The organism is Pantoea sp. XAF26B01_ASV70, assembly GCF_054512635.1.
In genome coordinates this window covers 3659567-3675326 of the sequence record NZ_CM137251.1, presented here as the reverse complement: position 1 = coordinate 3675326, position 15760 = coordinate 3659567, and the positions used below count along the sequence as shown (strand labels likewise).

Here is a 15760-nt window from a genome sequence, read left to right as displayed (position 1 = left end):
TCTTAATAGTGCTGATTACTTCACAATCAATTTGTTTGTCTTAATTGATGTGAATCAAAAATGCTGACTGCTACTCCTGTAAGTTAATACCTTTAACGCTAATTAAAGGATTAATTTCATGGCAATTCCAGCTTACCTATGGCTGAAAGATGATGGTGGCGCAGATATCAAAGGATCAGTTGACGTCCAATATCGAGAAGGAAGTATTGAAGTACTTAGTTTCATGCATGGTTTGAGCATACCGGTCGATCCTCACACCGGTAAACTCACAGGGACGCGTGTTCATAGTGCATTAGAATTCGAAAAAGAATTCGACTCATCCAGCCCTTATCTCTATAAAGCAGTCTCCTCCGGGCAAACACTCAGGTCAGCTGAAATAAAATGGTACCGTATTAATCACGCTGGCCAGGAAGAGGAGTACTTCAATATGTTCATTGAAGGAGTGAAAGTGGTGTCGGTTAATCCACTCATGCATAACATCAAATCCATTGAAAATATGAACCATCTTGAGTCAGTAACGCTGCGCTACGAAAAAATCACCTGGAAGTACTGTGATGGCAATATTCAGCACTCCGATTCATGGAAGGAACGCACATAATTCAACTATCAATGGCGCTGCAATTCTGTGAGTCATTTTAAGGAGCGTGTATGACATGGGTCTATGACGTCAGGAAGCGATCTTTTACACGAGATGGTGTCTATAAATTCGATGCGTTATATGCCGGGGCTGAAGGATATAAAGACGATCCTGCATTAGCATGTGAGGTGAACAAAGGTCCTTTGCCAGCAGGAAAGTATAAGATTGCCAGTCCTATAGCAAAGCATCCTACAGCCGGACGATTTGTTCTCCGTCTGATACCTTATGCGGGTAACAATATGTGTGGTCGCGCCGGATTTCTTATTCATGGAGATAACGGCTTTGGTACCGCTTCGAATGGCTGTATTGTCGCGTCTTTCAATGTAAGAAAAAGTATTGCGGATAGCGGCGACAGGGAGTTAATAGTGAAATGAAATGGCTCATTATTTTGCTATTAGCATTTTTTTCCGTCTCCTGTTCATCAGGAAGGTTCAATTCTGCAGAACATGTTTTGTCAGATAAAGTGATTACGGCATCCCGCAATAACGACAGCAGTTCACTTTCAGATGCTGATTATGACAAGATAACAGAATATCTTTCTCAGGGCCGGACACGCTGGATTGAACTTTACCCCATTCTTAATCGATCGCCATTCTTAGGCGCAACCTCTTTTCAGGAAGGTCTGGACATCGCGATGGCCTATGCTCTACCTGAAAATCCTGGCGCGGTAATGAAATACGTTAATCAAGGCAATGTTAATAAGCTATGCGGCATGCCATTTATTGAGCCGACGCCGGATGAAACAGATGCGTACTTTTTAAAAGCCCGCACGGCGCTTACTCAGTTAACGTCAGAAAGTGACCGGGAAAAAAGATGCCTGTCTGTATTAGAAAAGAGTCATGATCATCTTGCTGCTGAAACAAGGACGGGAAGGGTGTCATCGAAAAAATGATTTAAAAAACCCCGCGCCAGAGCGCAGGGTTTTTTCAGAGCGAGGAATCAATCAGAGCGCCGCAATGACCGCCTGCTGTTCAATCAGTTTTGCTTTTGATTGTTGCAGGTCCGCTACGCGTTCGCGCTCTTTCGCCACCACCGCTTCCGGGGCGCGCGAAACAAAGCCTTCGTTCGCCAGCTTGGTCTCGATCTTCTCGATTTCTACATCCAGCTTAACCAGCTCTTTCGCCAGACGCTCCAGCTCAGCGGTTTTATCCACCAGATCCGCCATCGGGATCAGCAGCTCTGCGCCTTCAACCAGTTTGGTCACCGACACCGGACCTTTCTCGCCCGCAGGCAGAATGGTCAGGCTTTCCAGACGCGCCAGGCGCGACAGGAAGTTGCGGTTAGCTTCAACGCGACGCAGTGCCGCAGGCGAGCAGTCACGCAGCAGCACATCCAGCGGCTTGCTCAGTGCGATGTTCATCTCGGCACGGATATTACGCACCGCCACGATCGCCTGTTTCATCCACTCGATGTCCGCTTTCGCTTCGGCATCTTCTTTCGCCGCATCGTACTGCGGGAAAGGCTGCAGCATGATGGTGTCGTCGCTGATATTCTTCAGCCCCTTCACGCGCTGCCAGATGGTTTCAGTGATAAACGGAATGATCGGATGCGCCAGACGCAGCAGCGCCTCGAGCACGTGAACCAGCGTATGACGGGTGCCACGCAGTTCAGATTCACTGCCGCTGTTCATGACCGGCTTGGTCAGCTCCAGATACCAGTCGCAGAACTGGTTCCAGGTGAAGTCATACAGCAGGTTAGCCGCGATATCGAAACGGTAGCTATCCAGCGCTTCACGGTACGCTTTCACCGTGTTGTTAAACTCGGTCAGGATCCAGCGATCTGCCAGCGACAGCGTCATTTCGCCGCCATTCTGTCCGCAATCCTGCTCTTCGGTGTTCATCAGCACAAAGCGGCTGGCGTTCCACAGCTTGTTACAGAAGTTGCGATAGCCTTCCAGGCGCTTCATGTCCCAGTTGATGTCGCGACCGGTAGAGGCCAGCGCCGCCAGAGTGAAACGCAGCGCATCGGTGCCTGATGGCTCGATGCCGTCCGGGAACTGCTTCTCGGTACGTTTGCGGATTTTCTCCGCCAGCTGTGGCTGCATCATGTTGCCGGTGCGTTTTTCCAGCAGCGCTTCCAGTGAAATGCCGTCGACCATATCCAGCGGGTCAATCACGTTGCCCTTGGATTTCGACATCTTCTGACCTTCTTCATCACGGATCAGACCGGTCATGTAGACGGTTTTAAACGGTACCTGTGGTTTGCCGTTTTCATCTTTGATGAAGTGCATGGTCAGCATGATCATGCGGGCAATCCAGAAGAAGATGATGTCGAAGCCGCTGACCAGCACACTGGTCGGATGGAAAGTACGCAGCGCTTCGGTGTTTTCCGGCCAGCCCAGGGTGGAGAAGGTCCACAGACCTGAGGAGAACCAGGTATCCAGCACGTCATCATCCTGACGCAGCGCCACATCGGCGGCCAGGTTGTTCTCAGCGCGCACTTCGTCTTCGGTGCGGCCGACGTAGACGTTACCGTTGTCGTCATACCACGCCGGGATGCGGTGACCCCACCAGAGCTGACGGGAGATACACCAGTCCTGAATATCGCGCATCCAGGAGAAGTACATGTTTTCGTACTGCTTCGGTACAAACTGGATGTCGCCGTTTTCAACGGCTTCAACCGCGACTTTCGCCAGCGGTGCGGTACGCACATACCACTGGTCAGTCAGCATCGGCTCGATAACCACGCCGCCACGGTCGCCGTAAGGCACGGTCAGATCGTGGGGTTTGATCTCTTCAAGCAGGCCGAGTTCATCGACAGCGGCAACAATCGCTTTACGCGCCGCAAAGCGTTCCATGTTCTGGAAAGCCGCCGGGATCTCATCGGAACAGGCATCGCTGGCTTCGCCATTGGTGTCATACACCTGAGCACGGTCGCGGATATCGCCGTCGAAGGTCAGGATGTTGATCATCGGCAGTTTGTGACGACGGCCGACTTCATAGTCGTTGAAGTCATGCGCCGGGGTGATCTTGACGCAGCCGGTGCCTTTTTCCATGTCGGCATGTTCGTCGCCAACGATAGGGATAAGACGGCCAACCAGCGGCAGCATCACAAATTTGCCGATCAGATCTTTGTAACGTGGATCTTCCGGGTTAACGGCGACGCCGGTATCGCCCAGCAGGGTTTCCGGACGGGTGGTGGCGACCACCAGGTAATCTTTGCCGTCGGCGGTTTTTGCGCCGTCAGCCAGTGGATAGCGGATATGCCACATCGAGCCTTTGCTCTCGCGGTTTTCCACTTCCAGATCGGAGATTGCGGTACGCAGTTTTGGATCCCAGTTCACCAGGCGTTTGCCACGGTAGATCAGGTTCTCTTTATAGAGGCGAACAAACACCTCTTTCACGGCGTTGGAAAGGCCATCGTCCATGGTGAAGCGCTCGCGCTCCCAGTCGACGGAGTTGCCCAGACGGCGCATCTGGCGGGTAATGGTGCCGCCGGATTCTGCTTTCCACTGCCAGATTTTGTCGATGAACGCATCACGGCCATAGTCCTGGCGCGTCTTGCCCTCTTCAGCCGCAATTTTGCGCTCAACCACCATCTGCGTGGCGATGCCCGCGTGGTCCGTACCCGCCTGCCACAGGGTATTTTTCCCCTGCATGCGCTGGTAACGGATCATGGTGTCCATGATGGTTTGCTGGAAGGCGTGACCCATGTGCAAGCTACCGGTGACGTTCGGCGGCGGGATCATGATGCAAAAGCTTTCCTGGCTGGTATCGCCATTCGGTTTGAAGTAGCCCTGCTTTTCCCAATGCTCGTAAAGCGGCTGCTCGATATCTTGCGGGTTATATGTCTTTTCCATTTCTGCTATGTCGTTTGCGGCTGTGGTGGCGCTGCCGTATTCAATTGGAATCCAACGCTGCGATACGCTTTATAGCGGTCGCGCGCCAGTTGTTTGAGCGTGTCTTCGTAAGGAACGAAGTCTATCACTTCATGGAAAGCAGTAGCAAAATCTGCGAAGTGGGGCAGCAGGCTAATCAGCAGGTCGCGCGGTGAACTGCCGCGACGCTGTGGCCAGGCCAGCTCAACCGGCGCACCGTAGCGCGGGCCTTCACCCGCCAGATTATGCGGCACGAAGGCGTTTGCCGGTCGTTGCCACAGCGCTTCGTCAAGTCGAATGGCTTGCTGTTCATCTTCGCAGGCGATCAACACCCGCTTTCCGGCCCGCCAGCGTGTTTCCGCCAGATTGCACACCAGCGCTTCAACGGCGCTAAGGCCATCGCTCGTTGCATCGGTTTCCAGCACGTAGAAGGTTGCGTTTTTCATCGGTTTGCTCATCAGAAGATCAAGGGCGGAATGATATCCGCCCTTGCTGTCAGAAAAGAGGGCGCTTAATCGTCGCCGTTCAATCCTGCCCGATTCAACAGAAATTGCGACAGCATCGGCACCGGACGTCCGGTGGCGCCTTTGGCCTTGCCGGAGCGCCAGGCGGTACCGGCGATATCCAGGTGTGCCCAGTTATATTTGCGGGCAAAGCGTGCCAGGAAGCAGGCGGCGGTAATCGCGCCGCCGGGACGGCCACCAATGTTCGCCATATCGGCAAAGTTGGACTCCAGCTGCTCCTGGAACTCATCCGCCATCGGCAGACGCCAGGCGCGATCGCCTGACTGCTCCGAGGCGCTGATCAGCTCATGCGCCAGCGGATTGTGGTTCGACAGCAGGCCGCTGATGTGATGACCCAGCGCAATCACGCAGGCACCGGTCAGCGTCGCCACGTCAATCACCACTTCCGGATCGAAACGTTCAACATAGGTCAGCGCATCGCACAGGACCAGGCGGCCTTCGGCATCGGTGTTCAGCACCTCAACCGTCTGGCCAGACATGGTGGTCAGCACGTCGCCCGGACGCATCGACCGGCCATCCGGCATGTTTTCACAGCCCGCCAGCACGCCAACCACGTTCAGCGGCAGATTCAGCTCTGCCACCATACGCATCACGCCATAGACGGCGGCCGCGCCGCACATGTCATACTTCATTTCGTCCATGCTGTCGGCAGGCTTGATGGAGATGCCGCCGGAGTCAAAGGTCAGCCCTTTACCCACCAGCACAATCGGGCGCGCTTCCGCATCCGGATTGCCTTTGTATTCAATTACCGACATCAGCGATTCGTTTTGCGAACCGGCCCCGACAGCGAGATAGGCGTTCATGCCCAGCTCTTTCATCTGCTGTTCGCCAATGACGCGGGTGGTGACATTTTTGCTGAAGGCATCCGCCAGCTGACGCGCCTGTGACGCCAGATAGGCGGCGTTACAGATATTAGGTGGCATGTTGCCGAGATCTTTAGCCGCTTTCATACCGGCAGCGACCGCTAATCCATGCTGGATAGCCCGTTCGCCGCTGGTCAGTTCACGGCGGGTCGGCACGTTAAAGACCAGCTTGCGCAGCGGACGACGTGGCTCCGCTTTGTTACTTTTTAGCTGGTCAAAGTTGTAGAGCGCCTCTTTAGAGGTCTCTACTGCCTGGCGCACTTTCCAGTAGGTGTTGCGGCCTTTGACATGCAGTTCGGTCAGGAAGCAGACCGCTTCCATTGAGCCGGTGTCGTTGAGCGTGTTAATGGTTTTCTGAATGACCTGCTTGTACTGGCGTTCATCCAGCTCACGCTCTTTACCGCAGCCAATCAGCAGAATACGCTCGGACAGGATATTTGGCACATGATGCAGCAGCAGTGTCTGGCCCACTTTTCCTTCCAGCTCGCCGCGGCGCAGCAGGGCGCTGATGTAGCCGTCGCTGATTTTATCCAGCTGCTCGGCAATCGGTGACAGACGACGCGGTTCGAAAACGCCAACGACAATGCAGGCACTGCGCTGTTTTTCCGGGCTTCCGCTTTTTACACTGAACTCCATGCACTCTCCTGAATCTTAAAGACAACGGCCGCTGCTGCCGCTAGAATGTAGCGCGCTCATGACCCATTTATTCATCGTCGCAGCATGACATTCTGCTGCTGGAGGTCATAATGAATCAGGGTGACAAGATGTTGTTTTTTCACCACCCGGACGCGTTTTTCATACAAATTTAGCTACGGCGACGGCCATTGATGAAGAAAAATGGCTGATAAGCGTTGAAACTAGCGATTTTCCTGCAAAAAGACAAGTTTTCACAGGCGTACTAAGCGTGATCATCATTAGATATCTGGTTCGGGAAACGCTCAAAAGCCAGCTGGCTATCCTGTTTATCCTGCTACTCATCTTCTTTTGTCAGAAGTTAGTCAGGATCCTGGGTGCCGCGGTGGATGGCGAAGTGCCGACAAACCTCGTTCTGACCTTGTTAGGACTCGGTGTGCCTCAAATGGCACAACTTATACTGCCCTTAAGTCTGTTTCTGGCGATCCTGATGACGCTGGGGCGGCTCTACACGGAAAGTGAAATTACCGTGATGCACGCCTGCGGCCTGAGTAAGGCCGTCCTGGTGAAAGCAGCGATGGTGCTGATGCTGTTTACCTCGATAGTGGCGGCAGTAAACGTCATCTGGCTGGGGCCGTGGTCATCCCGCTATCAGGATGAGGTGACGCAGAACGCCAAAGCGAACCCGGGTGCGGCAGCAATGGCTGCCGGGCAGTTCCAGACCTCCAGCGACGGCAGCGCCGTGCTGTTTGTCGAGGATGTGAAGGGCAACAACTTTGGTAACGTGTTCCTGGCGCAGTTACGGCCAAAAGGTAACGCGCGTCCTTCAGTGGTGCTGGCTGACAGCGGTCACATGGAGCAGCATAAAGATGGCTCGCAGGTGGTGACGCTGGATAAAGGCACCCGTTTTGAGGGCACCGCTCTGCTGCGTGATTTCCGTATCACCGACTTCACCAATTATCAGGCAATCGTAGGCTATAAAGCGGCAACGCTCGATCCTAACGATGCAGAACAGGCGAGTCTGACTGACCTGTTCGCGAATAAGACACCTGAGTTTCAGGCCGAGCTGCACTGGCGTCTGACGCTGGTGTTTGCGGTGCTGGTGATGGCGCTGATGGTGGTGCCGCTCAGCGTGGTGAACCCACGTCAGGGGCGCGTGCTGTCGATGCTGCCCGCCATGATGCTCTATCTGATTTTCTTCCTGTTGCAGAGCTCGCTGAAGTCGAGCGGCGCGAAAGGGCGGCTCGATCCGGCGCTCTGGATGTGGGTGGTGAATATCAGCTATCTGGTGCTGGCGGTGCTCCTTAACCTGTGGGATACGGTGCCGATGCGTCGGATTCGCGCCCGCTTTACCCGCGGAGGGTCGGTCTGATGTTTCGCGTACTTGACCGCTATATCGGTAAAACCATTTTCAATACCATCATGCTGACGCTTTTCATGCTGGTGTCGCTTTCCGGCATCATCAAGTTCGTCGATCAGCTGCGCAAGACCGGCCAGGGCAGCTACAACGCGCTGAGTGCCGGTTACTACACCCTGCTGAGCGTACCGAAAGATATTGAGATCTTTTTCCCGATGGCGGCCCTGCTGGGCGCACTGCTGGGACTGGGCGCGCTGGCGCAGCGCAGTGAACTGGTGGTGATGCAGGCGGCGGGCTTTACCCGCATGCAGGTTGCGCTGTCAGTGATGAAAACGGCGATTCCGCTGGTGTTGCTGACTATGGCGATTGGCGAGTTTGTTGCGCCCTCGGGCGAGCAGATGGCGCGTAACTACCGGGCGCAGCAGCTTTACGGTGGCGCACTGGTGTCGACGCAGAACGGTCTGTGGGCGAAAGATGGCAATAGCTTTATCTTTATCGAGCGCATTAAAGGCGACAACGAAATTGATGGCGTGAGCATCTACAGCTTTAACGATCAGCGTCGTCTGCAGAGTGTGCGTTACGCGGCGACGGCGACCTGGGATGCGGCTAAGAAGCGCTGGATACTGTCGCAGGTTGATGAGTCTAACCTGACCGATCCTAAGCAGATTACCGGTTCACAGAGTCTGAGTGGCGAGTGGAAAACCAATCTGACGCCGGACAAGCTGGGTGTGGTTGCGCTGGATCCTGACGCGTTATCGATTCGCGGTCTGCATAGCTACAGCAAATATCTGAAGCAGAGCGGCCAGGAATCGGGACGTTATCAGCTGAATATGTGGAGCAAAATCTTCCAGCCGTTGTCGGTGGCGGTGATGATGCTGATGGCGCTGTCGTTTATCTTTGGACCGCTGCGTAGCGTGTCGATGGGTGTGCGTGTCGTAACCGGTATCAGCTTTGGCTTCCTGTTCTACGTGCTGGACCAGATTTTTGGCCCGCTGAGCCTGGTTTACGGTCTGCCGCCGATTCTGGGAGCGATTCTGCCGAGTTTTGCGTTCTTCGCTATCAGTATGTTTATGTTGATTAAGCGGCGCTAAGCGCAATGAATGCAGTAAAAGAAAAGGCCGCGCAAGCGGCCTTTTTTGTGACCGGTGTTCAGGCTCAGGACAGGCTTCCATCGCTTTACGTTTGGTCTCCGTCTGGAAGATGCGGTTTCAGCGGCTTTATTCTGCGCTGATGCCCTGTTTATGCGGAGTGCCGGGTCGTCTCATTCAGTGTCCTGGTGAGTTGCTCTCTGTTCAGGGCTACGCAATAGGCGGGCGTCCCACGCTCGAAACGCCAGCCTTCCGCTAACGAGCCCGCATCCACGGCATCAAATCCAAAGGCTTCATATAATGCCGTGGCGGTCGCTTTCCCTTCGCTATCATCCCCCGCCAGCGGTAACGCCTGCCGGTTAGCATCGCCCGGCGGCAGGCCCTGAGTTTCAAGATCGGTCATGCGGATGGCATTGAATGCCTTAGTGATGCGGCTGCCAGGAAGCAGGCGGGCAAGCCGTTCACTGGTGCTGATGCTGCCATTGAGCAGCTCTTCAATTTCGCCATCGCGGTCGGGATAGTAATTGACCGCATCAAGCACGATTTTTCCCCACAATTCTGTGGCCGGAAGTTGTTCCGTTGCCGTGAGCGGCACGGCAATCACCACCACGTCACCGAACTCTGCGGCCTCGGTGGCGGTGCCGGTTTCACAGCCAATCATCGGTTTCAGGCTGAACAGCGTTCGTGGATCGCGCGAGTTGCTGAGCATCACCTGATGTCCCGCCTGAATCGCCAGTTTTGCAATCGCCCGGCCAACAAAGCCTGCGCCAATAATGCCTATTTTCATACGTTTCTCCTCGATGAGTTTCACGCACTGACCTTAATTAAAAACAGGAGGTGAATAAATCGACAAACAGACGCAATATAAACAACCAACAGGAGGGAATCATGGATCGGCTTATCAGCATGAACGTGTTCGTTACCGTCGCGGAATCGGGCTCGTTTGCCGCCGCAGGCGGGCATTTGCAAATCTCACCGCAGATGGTGGCGAAGCATATCGCCATGCTGGAGAAGCATCTCGGTACGCTGCTTCTGCATCGCACCACCCGACGACAAAGCCTGACGGATGTGGGCCGCAACTATTACGAACGCTGCAAAATCGTGCTGGCAGAGGTGCAGGAAGCGGATGCGATCGCGCTGGATATGCAGCAGCGGCCGTCCGGTACGCTGAAGGTCAGCGCCCCGGTCACGTTTGGTTCTTTTAGCCTGGCGCCGTTTGTGACCCGCTATCTTGACCGGTTTCCGGAAACGCAGGTCGATCTTGAACTCAGCGATCGGCTGGTCGATCCGTTTGAAGAGGGTTATGAGGTGGTGATCCGGATTGGTGCGCTGGCGGACAGTTCGATCATCGCCCATCCACTGCAGCCCTACCGGCTGATAGCCTGCGCGTCGCCAGCCTATCTGGCGCGGCACGGTGTGCCCGCCACGCCAGCAGAGCTGGTGAACCACGCCTGTCTCGTTTATGGCATCTGGTCGCCCTCAAAACCCTGCCGCTGGGTATTCAGCCAGGCCGGTAAGGTTGAAGAGGTGCATCCGCAGGGGCGCATGCGGTCGAATGACTGGAAAGCGCTCCTGCATGCGGCGCTGGAGGGGTATGGCATTACCCTGGGGCCGGCCACCATTCTCTCTGAAGAGATCAGACAGGGTCGGCTGGTCCAGGTGCTGCCCGATTATGCCGGGCCAGCACGACCCATGCATGTGCTGATCCCGGCGGGCCGCCGCCAGACGGTGAAAATCCGCAGCTTTGTTAGCGCCATTATTGCCGAGTTTGGCCTCTATCCACCCACATCCGGCTAAACCAGGCGGTTATCGGCTCAGCAGCGGGAGTAACTGGGGCAGCTGCGACAACAGGTAGAGGAGCAGCCCGATGGTGCCGCCAACCAGCGTGCCGTTGATGCGGATAAACTGCAGGTCTTTGCCGATATTAAGTTCGATCTGCTGCGACATGTCGCGTGCATCCCAGCTCTTCACGGTGTCGCTGATGTGACGCGTCAGGAAGCCAGCAAACTCTGGCGCAACGCTGCGTGCGGCCTGTTCCAGATGCTGATTCATCGAGTCACGCAGCGCCGGGTCGGCCGCCAGGGTTTCGCCCAGCCATAAGGCTGCACCGCGCACTTTCTCCTGCACCCGTGAGTCATCACTGCTGAGATCCGCCTTAAGCCAGTTGCGCATATCATTCCACAGCTCGCCGATGTAACGATTGAATGAGGCATCTTCTTTCAGCCAGCCTTTGATCTCCTCGGCACGCTCTGCCATCTCCGGGTCGTTCTGCAGTTTAACGATCAGCTTGTCGACCGCCCGATTGAAGCCGAGGCGTAGCTCATGGCCCTGATCCAGCGCCACATCATCCAGCAGTGAATCGACCGCGTTTGCCACCAGCTCGGCGCTGTGCTCGCCCAGCCATTCGGTCGGCAACATTTTGGCTTTGATCGGATGCTCGCGTTTGAGCCAGCGCACCAGCTGCATGGCAATAAACTCGCGGGTACTGGGCTTATGCAGCAGCTTCAGCAGCTGTTCGATTGCCGCGTCCAGCAGCGCCTGATGACGGTTGTTTTTCGTCAGGCTCTCCAGCAGCAGGGCGCTGGTCTGGCTGAGATCGACCTTGTCGATGGCGCGATGTACTGCGCGGCGCATAAAGGTCTGGATCCGCGCATCATCGGTCAGATCAAGGAAGCCGCGCATGACCTGCAGCAGATGACGTCCGATGCGGTCAGCATTGCCGGGCGCATTCAGCCATTGCGCCAGCAGGTTGGAAGGATCGTGACGGCGAATCAGATTGAGCAGCGAGTCGGTATCAAGAAACTTCTCCTGCACAAAGCGACCGAGGTTTTCACCGATACGATCTTTGTTGCGCGGAATGATGGCGGTATGACGCGAGATAAAGGGCACCGGCACGCGCCGGAACAGGGCGACCACCGCGAACCAGTCCGCCAGCGCGCCGACCATCGCAGCTTCCGCAATCGCTTTTACGCCGCTGACCCAGAAGCCGGGCGGCAGAAAAAGCGTAACGATAAAGGTAATTGCAGCCAGCAGTAACAGCAGCAGCGCCAGACGTTTCGTCCGTTTCAGTTCGTGTTGTTTATCCATATCCTGATCTTAGCAGAGAGCCGGTTTCATCGGCGACGACCACCCAGCAGGCTGCCGAGTACGCCACGGATGATCTGATTGGTAATCTGGCGCGTGGCGCTTTTCGCCATGGTCTGCACCACGCCATCGTGCTTGCCGCCGCGCGGGCCGGTTCGGCCAAACAGGATCTCTTTCAGCCCGCCGAGAATGCCGTTATCTACCGCGACATCGTCGCCTTTCGCCGGAGGCGCGCTGGCCTGATCGCTGGCGGCCTGAAACCCTTTTTGCAGCTTCTCAAATGCCGATTCGCGATCAACTTCGCTGTCATATTTGCCATAGAGCGGTGAATGGTTGATCAGGCCGTTGCGTTCATCGCCTGTGACCGGACCCATACGTGAGCCGGGGGCGATCACCATGGCCCGTTCTACCACCGACGGACTGCCTTTGGCATCCAGGAAGGAGATTAGCGCTTCGCCGGTGCCCAGCGCCTGAATCGCCTCGACGCTGTCAAACGCCGGATTGGCGCGCAGGGTATCGGCGGCGGTTTTTACCGCTTTCTGATCTTTAGGGGTGAAGGCGCGCAGGGCGTGCTGAACGCGGTTGCCGAGCTGGCCCAGCACCCGATCGGGAATATCTGCCGGGTTCTGGGTGACGAACCAGACGCCGACCCCTTTGGAGCGGATCAGCCGCATGACCTGTTCTATTTTCTCCAGCAGCACCGGCGGCGCGTCGGTAAACAGCAGGTGCGCCTCATCAAAGAAGAACACCAGCTTTGGCTGATCGAGATCGCCCGCTTCCGGCAGATGCTCATAAAGCTCCGACAGCAGCCACAGCAGGCTGGTGGCGTAGAGTTTTGGCATCTGGTAGAGCTTCTCAGCAGAGAGGATGTTGATGACGCCTTTGCCGTTGCTGTCGACGCGCATCCAGTCGGCGATATCCAGCATCGGTTCACCAAAGAAGTGCTCCGCGCCCTGTTGCTCCAGCGTCAGTAACCCGCGCTGGATGGCGCCGACCGAGGCGCTGTTGATGTTGCCGTAGTGGGTCTGGAAGCTTTTGGCGTTGTCACCGATGTACTGGGTCATGGCGCGCAGATCTTTGAAGTCCAGCAGCAGCAAACCCTGGTCATCGGCGATGCGGAAAATAATCTGCAATACGCCGCTCTGCACCTCATTCAGGTTCAGCAGCCGCGCCAGCAGCAGCGGCCCGAGATCGGAGACGGTAGCGCGAACCGGATGGCCTTTCTCGCCGAAGATATCCCACAGCACCACCGGATTGCTCTGCGGCTGCCAGTCGGTGACGCCGATTTTCGCCAGCCTCTCCTGCAGTTTTTCGCTGGACTGCCCAGCCATCGCCACGCCGGTCAAATCGCCTTTAACGTCAGCCATAAAGACCGGCACGCCGCTGGCGGAGAACGATTCAGCCAGTTTCTGCAGCGTAACGGTTTTACCGGTGCCGGTCGCGCCGGTGATCAGGCCATGGCGGTTGGCCATTTGCTGCAACAGATGAAGTTCGACGTCTGGCGTACGGGCAATCAGTAGCGGGGAAGTCATGATTTTCCACTCTCAGGCATTGGATTATGCCTGAAGGATAGCAAGCCGGAGCGGCACAGGAGGAGAACTATTCACCAAAAAAAGGCCGCTGCCCGGGGAACAGCGGCCTGCAACAGTGGTTTACTTCTGAACCTCTTCAAAATTGAGCAGGCTGACCCCGATGCCCTGCTGCAGATGACTGAGGTTGCTGCGCACCGCCACCTGGGTTGCGCCCTGTAACAGCATGACAAACGGAGAATCCTGCTGGATGCGGGTTTGCAGCCCGGTGTAGAGGTTGCGACGTTTCACCGCATCGCTCTCTCCGGCGGCGGCGCGGGTCTGTGCACTCAGCTCCGGAATCGTCCAGCCGACGCGCCACGCCAGGGTTTTGCCGCCGCCCGGCACGTTATAGGCAAAGGTGCTGGCATTGGTGTTGGGATCGATGTAGTCCGCGCCCCAGTAAGTAAAGATGGCCTGGAAGTCCCGGCTGCGCATTTTGCTCCACAGCTCCGATTCCGCCACCGGCTGGATATCAAGCTGCACATCCGCTTTGGCAAAGCTGGCCTGCAGTGCCTGCGCCACATCAATGTAAGGCGGCTGGTTCACCACCGTCAGCGCGATATGGGTGCCAGGTTTGATGCCGCCTTTTTGCAGTATCGCCTGTGCCTTTTTCAGATCGTAATGGAACGGTGTCGTGTTCAGTGCACCATCGAAGCCGTCCGGCAGGAAGCTCTGATGAATGCGGTACTGACCTTTCAGCAGCTGGTTCGCCAGGCTGTCATAGTCAACCAGCCAGCGTGCCGCCTGCCACAGCGCCGGATTCCCCAGCGCCGGTTGCTGTGGGCTTTGAGTGTTAAAGCCGATGTAATAAACCAGGCTGGACGGGAAGGCATCAATACGCACATTGGCGGTGTTCTTCAGCGCGGTAATCTGATCCGGGCCGAGCTGATAGGCGACATCCACATCGCCCTGCTGGATCAGCAGACGGCGGCTGCCCGGATCGGCCACACCTTTCAGCAATACCCGCTTCAGATGCGGCTTCCGGATGCTATTGGGATTGGCTTCCAGCACCAGCGCCTGCAGCGGGACAAACTGTTTTATGGCATAGGCGGCGCTACCGGCGGAGTGCACCTTCAGCCAGCTATTGCCGTAATCGTTGTTGCTGGCGTGCTCTTGTGCCAGTTTGCTGTCGACGATGGAGGAGACTGGCGCGGTCAGCAGGCGCAGCGCCAGATCGCTGCCGATCTCCGCTGGCCAGCGCAGCTCAAGCTGGTGGTCATTAATTACCGTGAACTGCTGATCGATGTTTTCTGGCGTCCAGCCAAATTCACCCAGAATAAAAGAGGGCGCTTTATTGAGTTTTACCGCGCGGGTTAATGAGAAGACCACATCCTGTGCGGTCACGGGATGACCACTGGCGAAGCGGGCCTGCGGATTAAGATCAAACACCAGGCTATGAGGTGTTTTGCCTGCCTGCCAGCTCGTGGCAGCCAGCGGCGAGAGCTGCTGCGGATTCTGATGATCAGGTTCCAGCAGCGTCTGGTAGATATTGCGCAGGCTACTGTTGCTGACGGTCTCAAAACTTTCCGCCGGGTCGAAACTGATGATGCCATCAAGCGGAACGGCAATTACCAGCGTGTCGCCAGGCGTGGCGGCGTGTGCCGGGTGAACCAGTGCCAGAGCCGTAAACAGGGACAAGAGTGTTTTTCGCATGGAGGGTTATCCTGAGTCGTTGATAGCTCTACTCTATCGGGCGCCGGATAATCTCCAAATGCGGGTTTCTTATGAGCTTTGCACAATTATTAGCGTAGTCATTCAGGCAAAGAGACAAAATAAGATAATGACGGTCAGTAATTATTTTATTGTCATTTTACAGCGGGCGGAATAAAGCCGGTTTTACTCAGCCGATCACAAATTGCGCACAGTCTGATTGTATGACTATCAAAGTCACTATAGTGTTAACGATAAGAATGATTCTCTTGTATGGAAGTATGATATTTTTTTATCGGTTATCTGGCGTGATGATGTCAGGGCGAAAATAATAACCCTCATTCCTGCGTTAAAAGAGTTAAATACCCGATGTTTATGCGGTTTTACCCCCGATTTTCGCGCTGTAAATCTTTTACCTCTCCGCAACCCTTTCGCAACACCATGATAAACTTTTACTAAGACACATCTTAAATTCAATTTTTACATCCAGACATATCTATATCCCTAAGATTGCCAGGTTATTAACCGATAAGTTC

The 15760-nt window shown here is 55.5% G+C and carries 13 protein-coding genes; 6 read left to right on the top strand and 7 right to left on the bottom strand.

The genetic code is table 11. The annotated features are described in order from the left end of the window. Positions 1-118 precede the first annotated feature (118 nt). The 3 genes from ACX8ZY_RS17410 to ACX8ZY_RS17400 are packed head-to-tail and all read left to right on the top strand — an operon-like array spanning position 119 to position 1529. Positions 119-598, top strand: coding sequence for an Hcp family type VI secretion system effector (locus ACX8ZY_RS17410; protein WP_089414625.1), 480 nt, complete (start codon positions 119-121; stop codon positions 596-598). A 50-nt stretch (positions 599-648) separates the two neighbouring features. Then, positions 649-1011, top strand: coding sequence for a tlde1 domain-containing protein (locus tag ACX8ZY_RS17405; protein WP_421665126.1), 363 nt, complete (start codon positions 649-651; stop codon positions 1009-1011). Beyond that, positions 1008-1529: a hypothetical protein gene (locus tag ACX8ZY_RS17400; protein WP_081276223.1), complete on the top strand. Its 522-nt coding sequence runs from the start codon at positions 1008-1010 to the stop codon at positions 1527-1529. Before ACX8ZY_RS17405 ends, ACX8ZY_RS17400 begins: the two co-directional genes overlap by 4 nt. A 51-nt stretch (positions 1530-1580) precedes the next feature. On the opposite strand, the gene ACX8ZY_RS17395 is transcribed toward ACX8ZY_RS17400, so the two are convergent. The 3 genes from ACX8ZY_RS17395 to pepA all read right to left on the bottom strand — a co-directional run bounded on the left by ACX8ZY_RS17395 (position 1581) and on the right by pepA (position 6477). Further along, on the bottom strand, positions 1581-4436 hold the full coding sequence (locus tag ACX8ZY_RS17395) for a valine--tRNA ligase (protein WP_010671782.1): 2856 nt from the start codon (positions 4434-4436) through the stop codon (positions 1581-1583). A 5-nt stretch (positions 4437-4441) separates the two neighbouring features. Continuing rightward, positions 4442-4900 carry a DNA polymerase III subunit chi gene (locus ACX8ZY_RS17390; protein WP_010251657.1) on the bottom strand — a complete coding sequence of 153 codons (459 nt, stop codon included), beginning with the start codon at positions 4898-4900 and terminating at the stop codon, positions 4442-4444. A gap of 65 nt (positions 4901-4965) precedes the next feature. Beyond that, entirely contained in the window at positions 4966-6477 is a 1512-nt protein-coding gene (pepA, locus tag ACX8ZY_RS17385) for a leucyl aminopeptidase (protein ID WP_010251654.1), read from the bottom strand. A gap of 268 nt (positions 6478-6745) precedes the next feature. Between pepA and lptF the strand changes: the two genes are divergently transcribed. Both lptF and lptG read left to right on the top strand, forming a co-directional pair. Then, positions 6746-7846 (top strand): LPS export ABC transporter permease LptF, encoded by a 1101-nt coding sequence (lptF, locus tag ACX8ZY_RS17380; protein ID WP_010671780.1) that lies wholly within the window; start codon positions 6746-6748, stop codon positions 7844-7846. After that, a complete protein-coding gene (gene lptG / locus ACX8ZY_RS17375) occupies positions 7846-8922 on the top strand; it encodes an LPS export ABC transporter permease LptG (protein ID WP_010251648.1) in 1077 nt (358 codons plus the stop codon). The genes lptF and lptG overlap by 1 nt, the downstream gene beginning before the upstream one ends. Before the next feature lie 148 nt (positions 8923-9070). On the opposite strand, the gene ACX8ZY_RS17370 is transcribed toward lptG, so the two are convergent. Further along, the gene (locus ACX8ZY_RS17370; protein ID WP_421665125.1) at positions 9071-9706 is read right to left on the bottom strand and encodes an NADPH-dependent F420 reductase; all 636 of its coding nucleotides are present in this window, start codon (positions 9704-9706) and stop codon (positions 9071-9073) included. 101 nt (positions 9707-9807) lie between these two features. Between ACX8ZY_RS17370 and ACX8ZY_RS17365 the strand changes: the two genes are divergently transcribed. Then, positions 9808-10716 (top strand): LysR substrate-binding domain-containing protein, encoded by a 909-nt coding sequence (locus ACX8ZY_RS17365; RefSeq protein WP_421665124.1) that lies wholly within the window; start codon positions 9808-9810, stop codon positions 10714-10716. A gap of 9 nt (positions 10717-10725) precedes the next feature. On the opposite strand, the gene ACX8ZY_RS17360 is transcribed toward ACX8ZY_RS17365, so the two are convergent. The 3 genes from ACX8ZY_RS17360 to ACX8ZY_RS17350 form a co-directional block, all read right to left on the bottom strand. After that, positions 10726-12006: a DUF445 domain-containing protein gene (locus ACX8ZY_RS17360; RefSeq protein WP_421665123.1), complete on the bottom strand. Its 1281-nt coding sequence runs from the start codon at positions 12004-12006 to the stop codon at positions 10726-10728. 26 nt (positions 12007-12032) lie between these two features. Then, complete coding sequence (locus ACX8ZY_RS17355) at positions 12033-13535, bottom strand: helicase HerA-like C-terminal domain-containing protein (protein ID WP_421665122.1); 1503 nt, start codon at positions 13533-13535, stop codon at positions 12033-12035. A gap of 120 nt (positions 13536-13655) precedes the next feature. After that, positions 13656-15227 carry an ABC transporter substrate-binding protein gene (locus tag ACX8ZY_RS17350; RefSeq protein ID WP_421665121.1) on the bottom strand — a complete coding sequence of 524 codons (1572 nt, stop codon included), beginning with the start codon at positions 15225-15227 and terminating at the stop codon, positions 13656-13658. Positions 15228-15760: the final 533 nt, after the last annotated feature.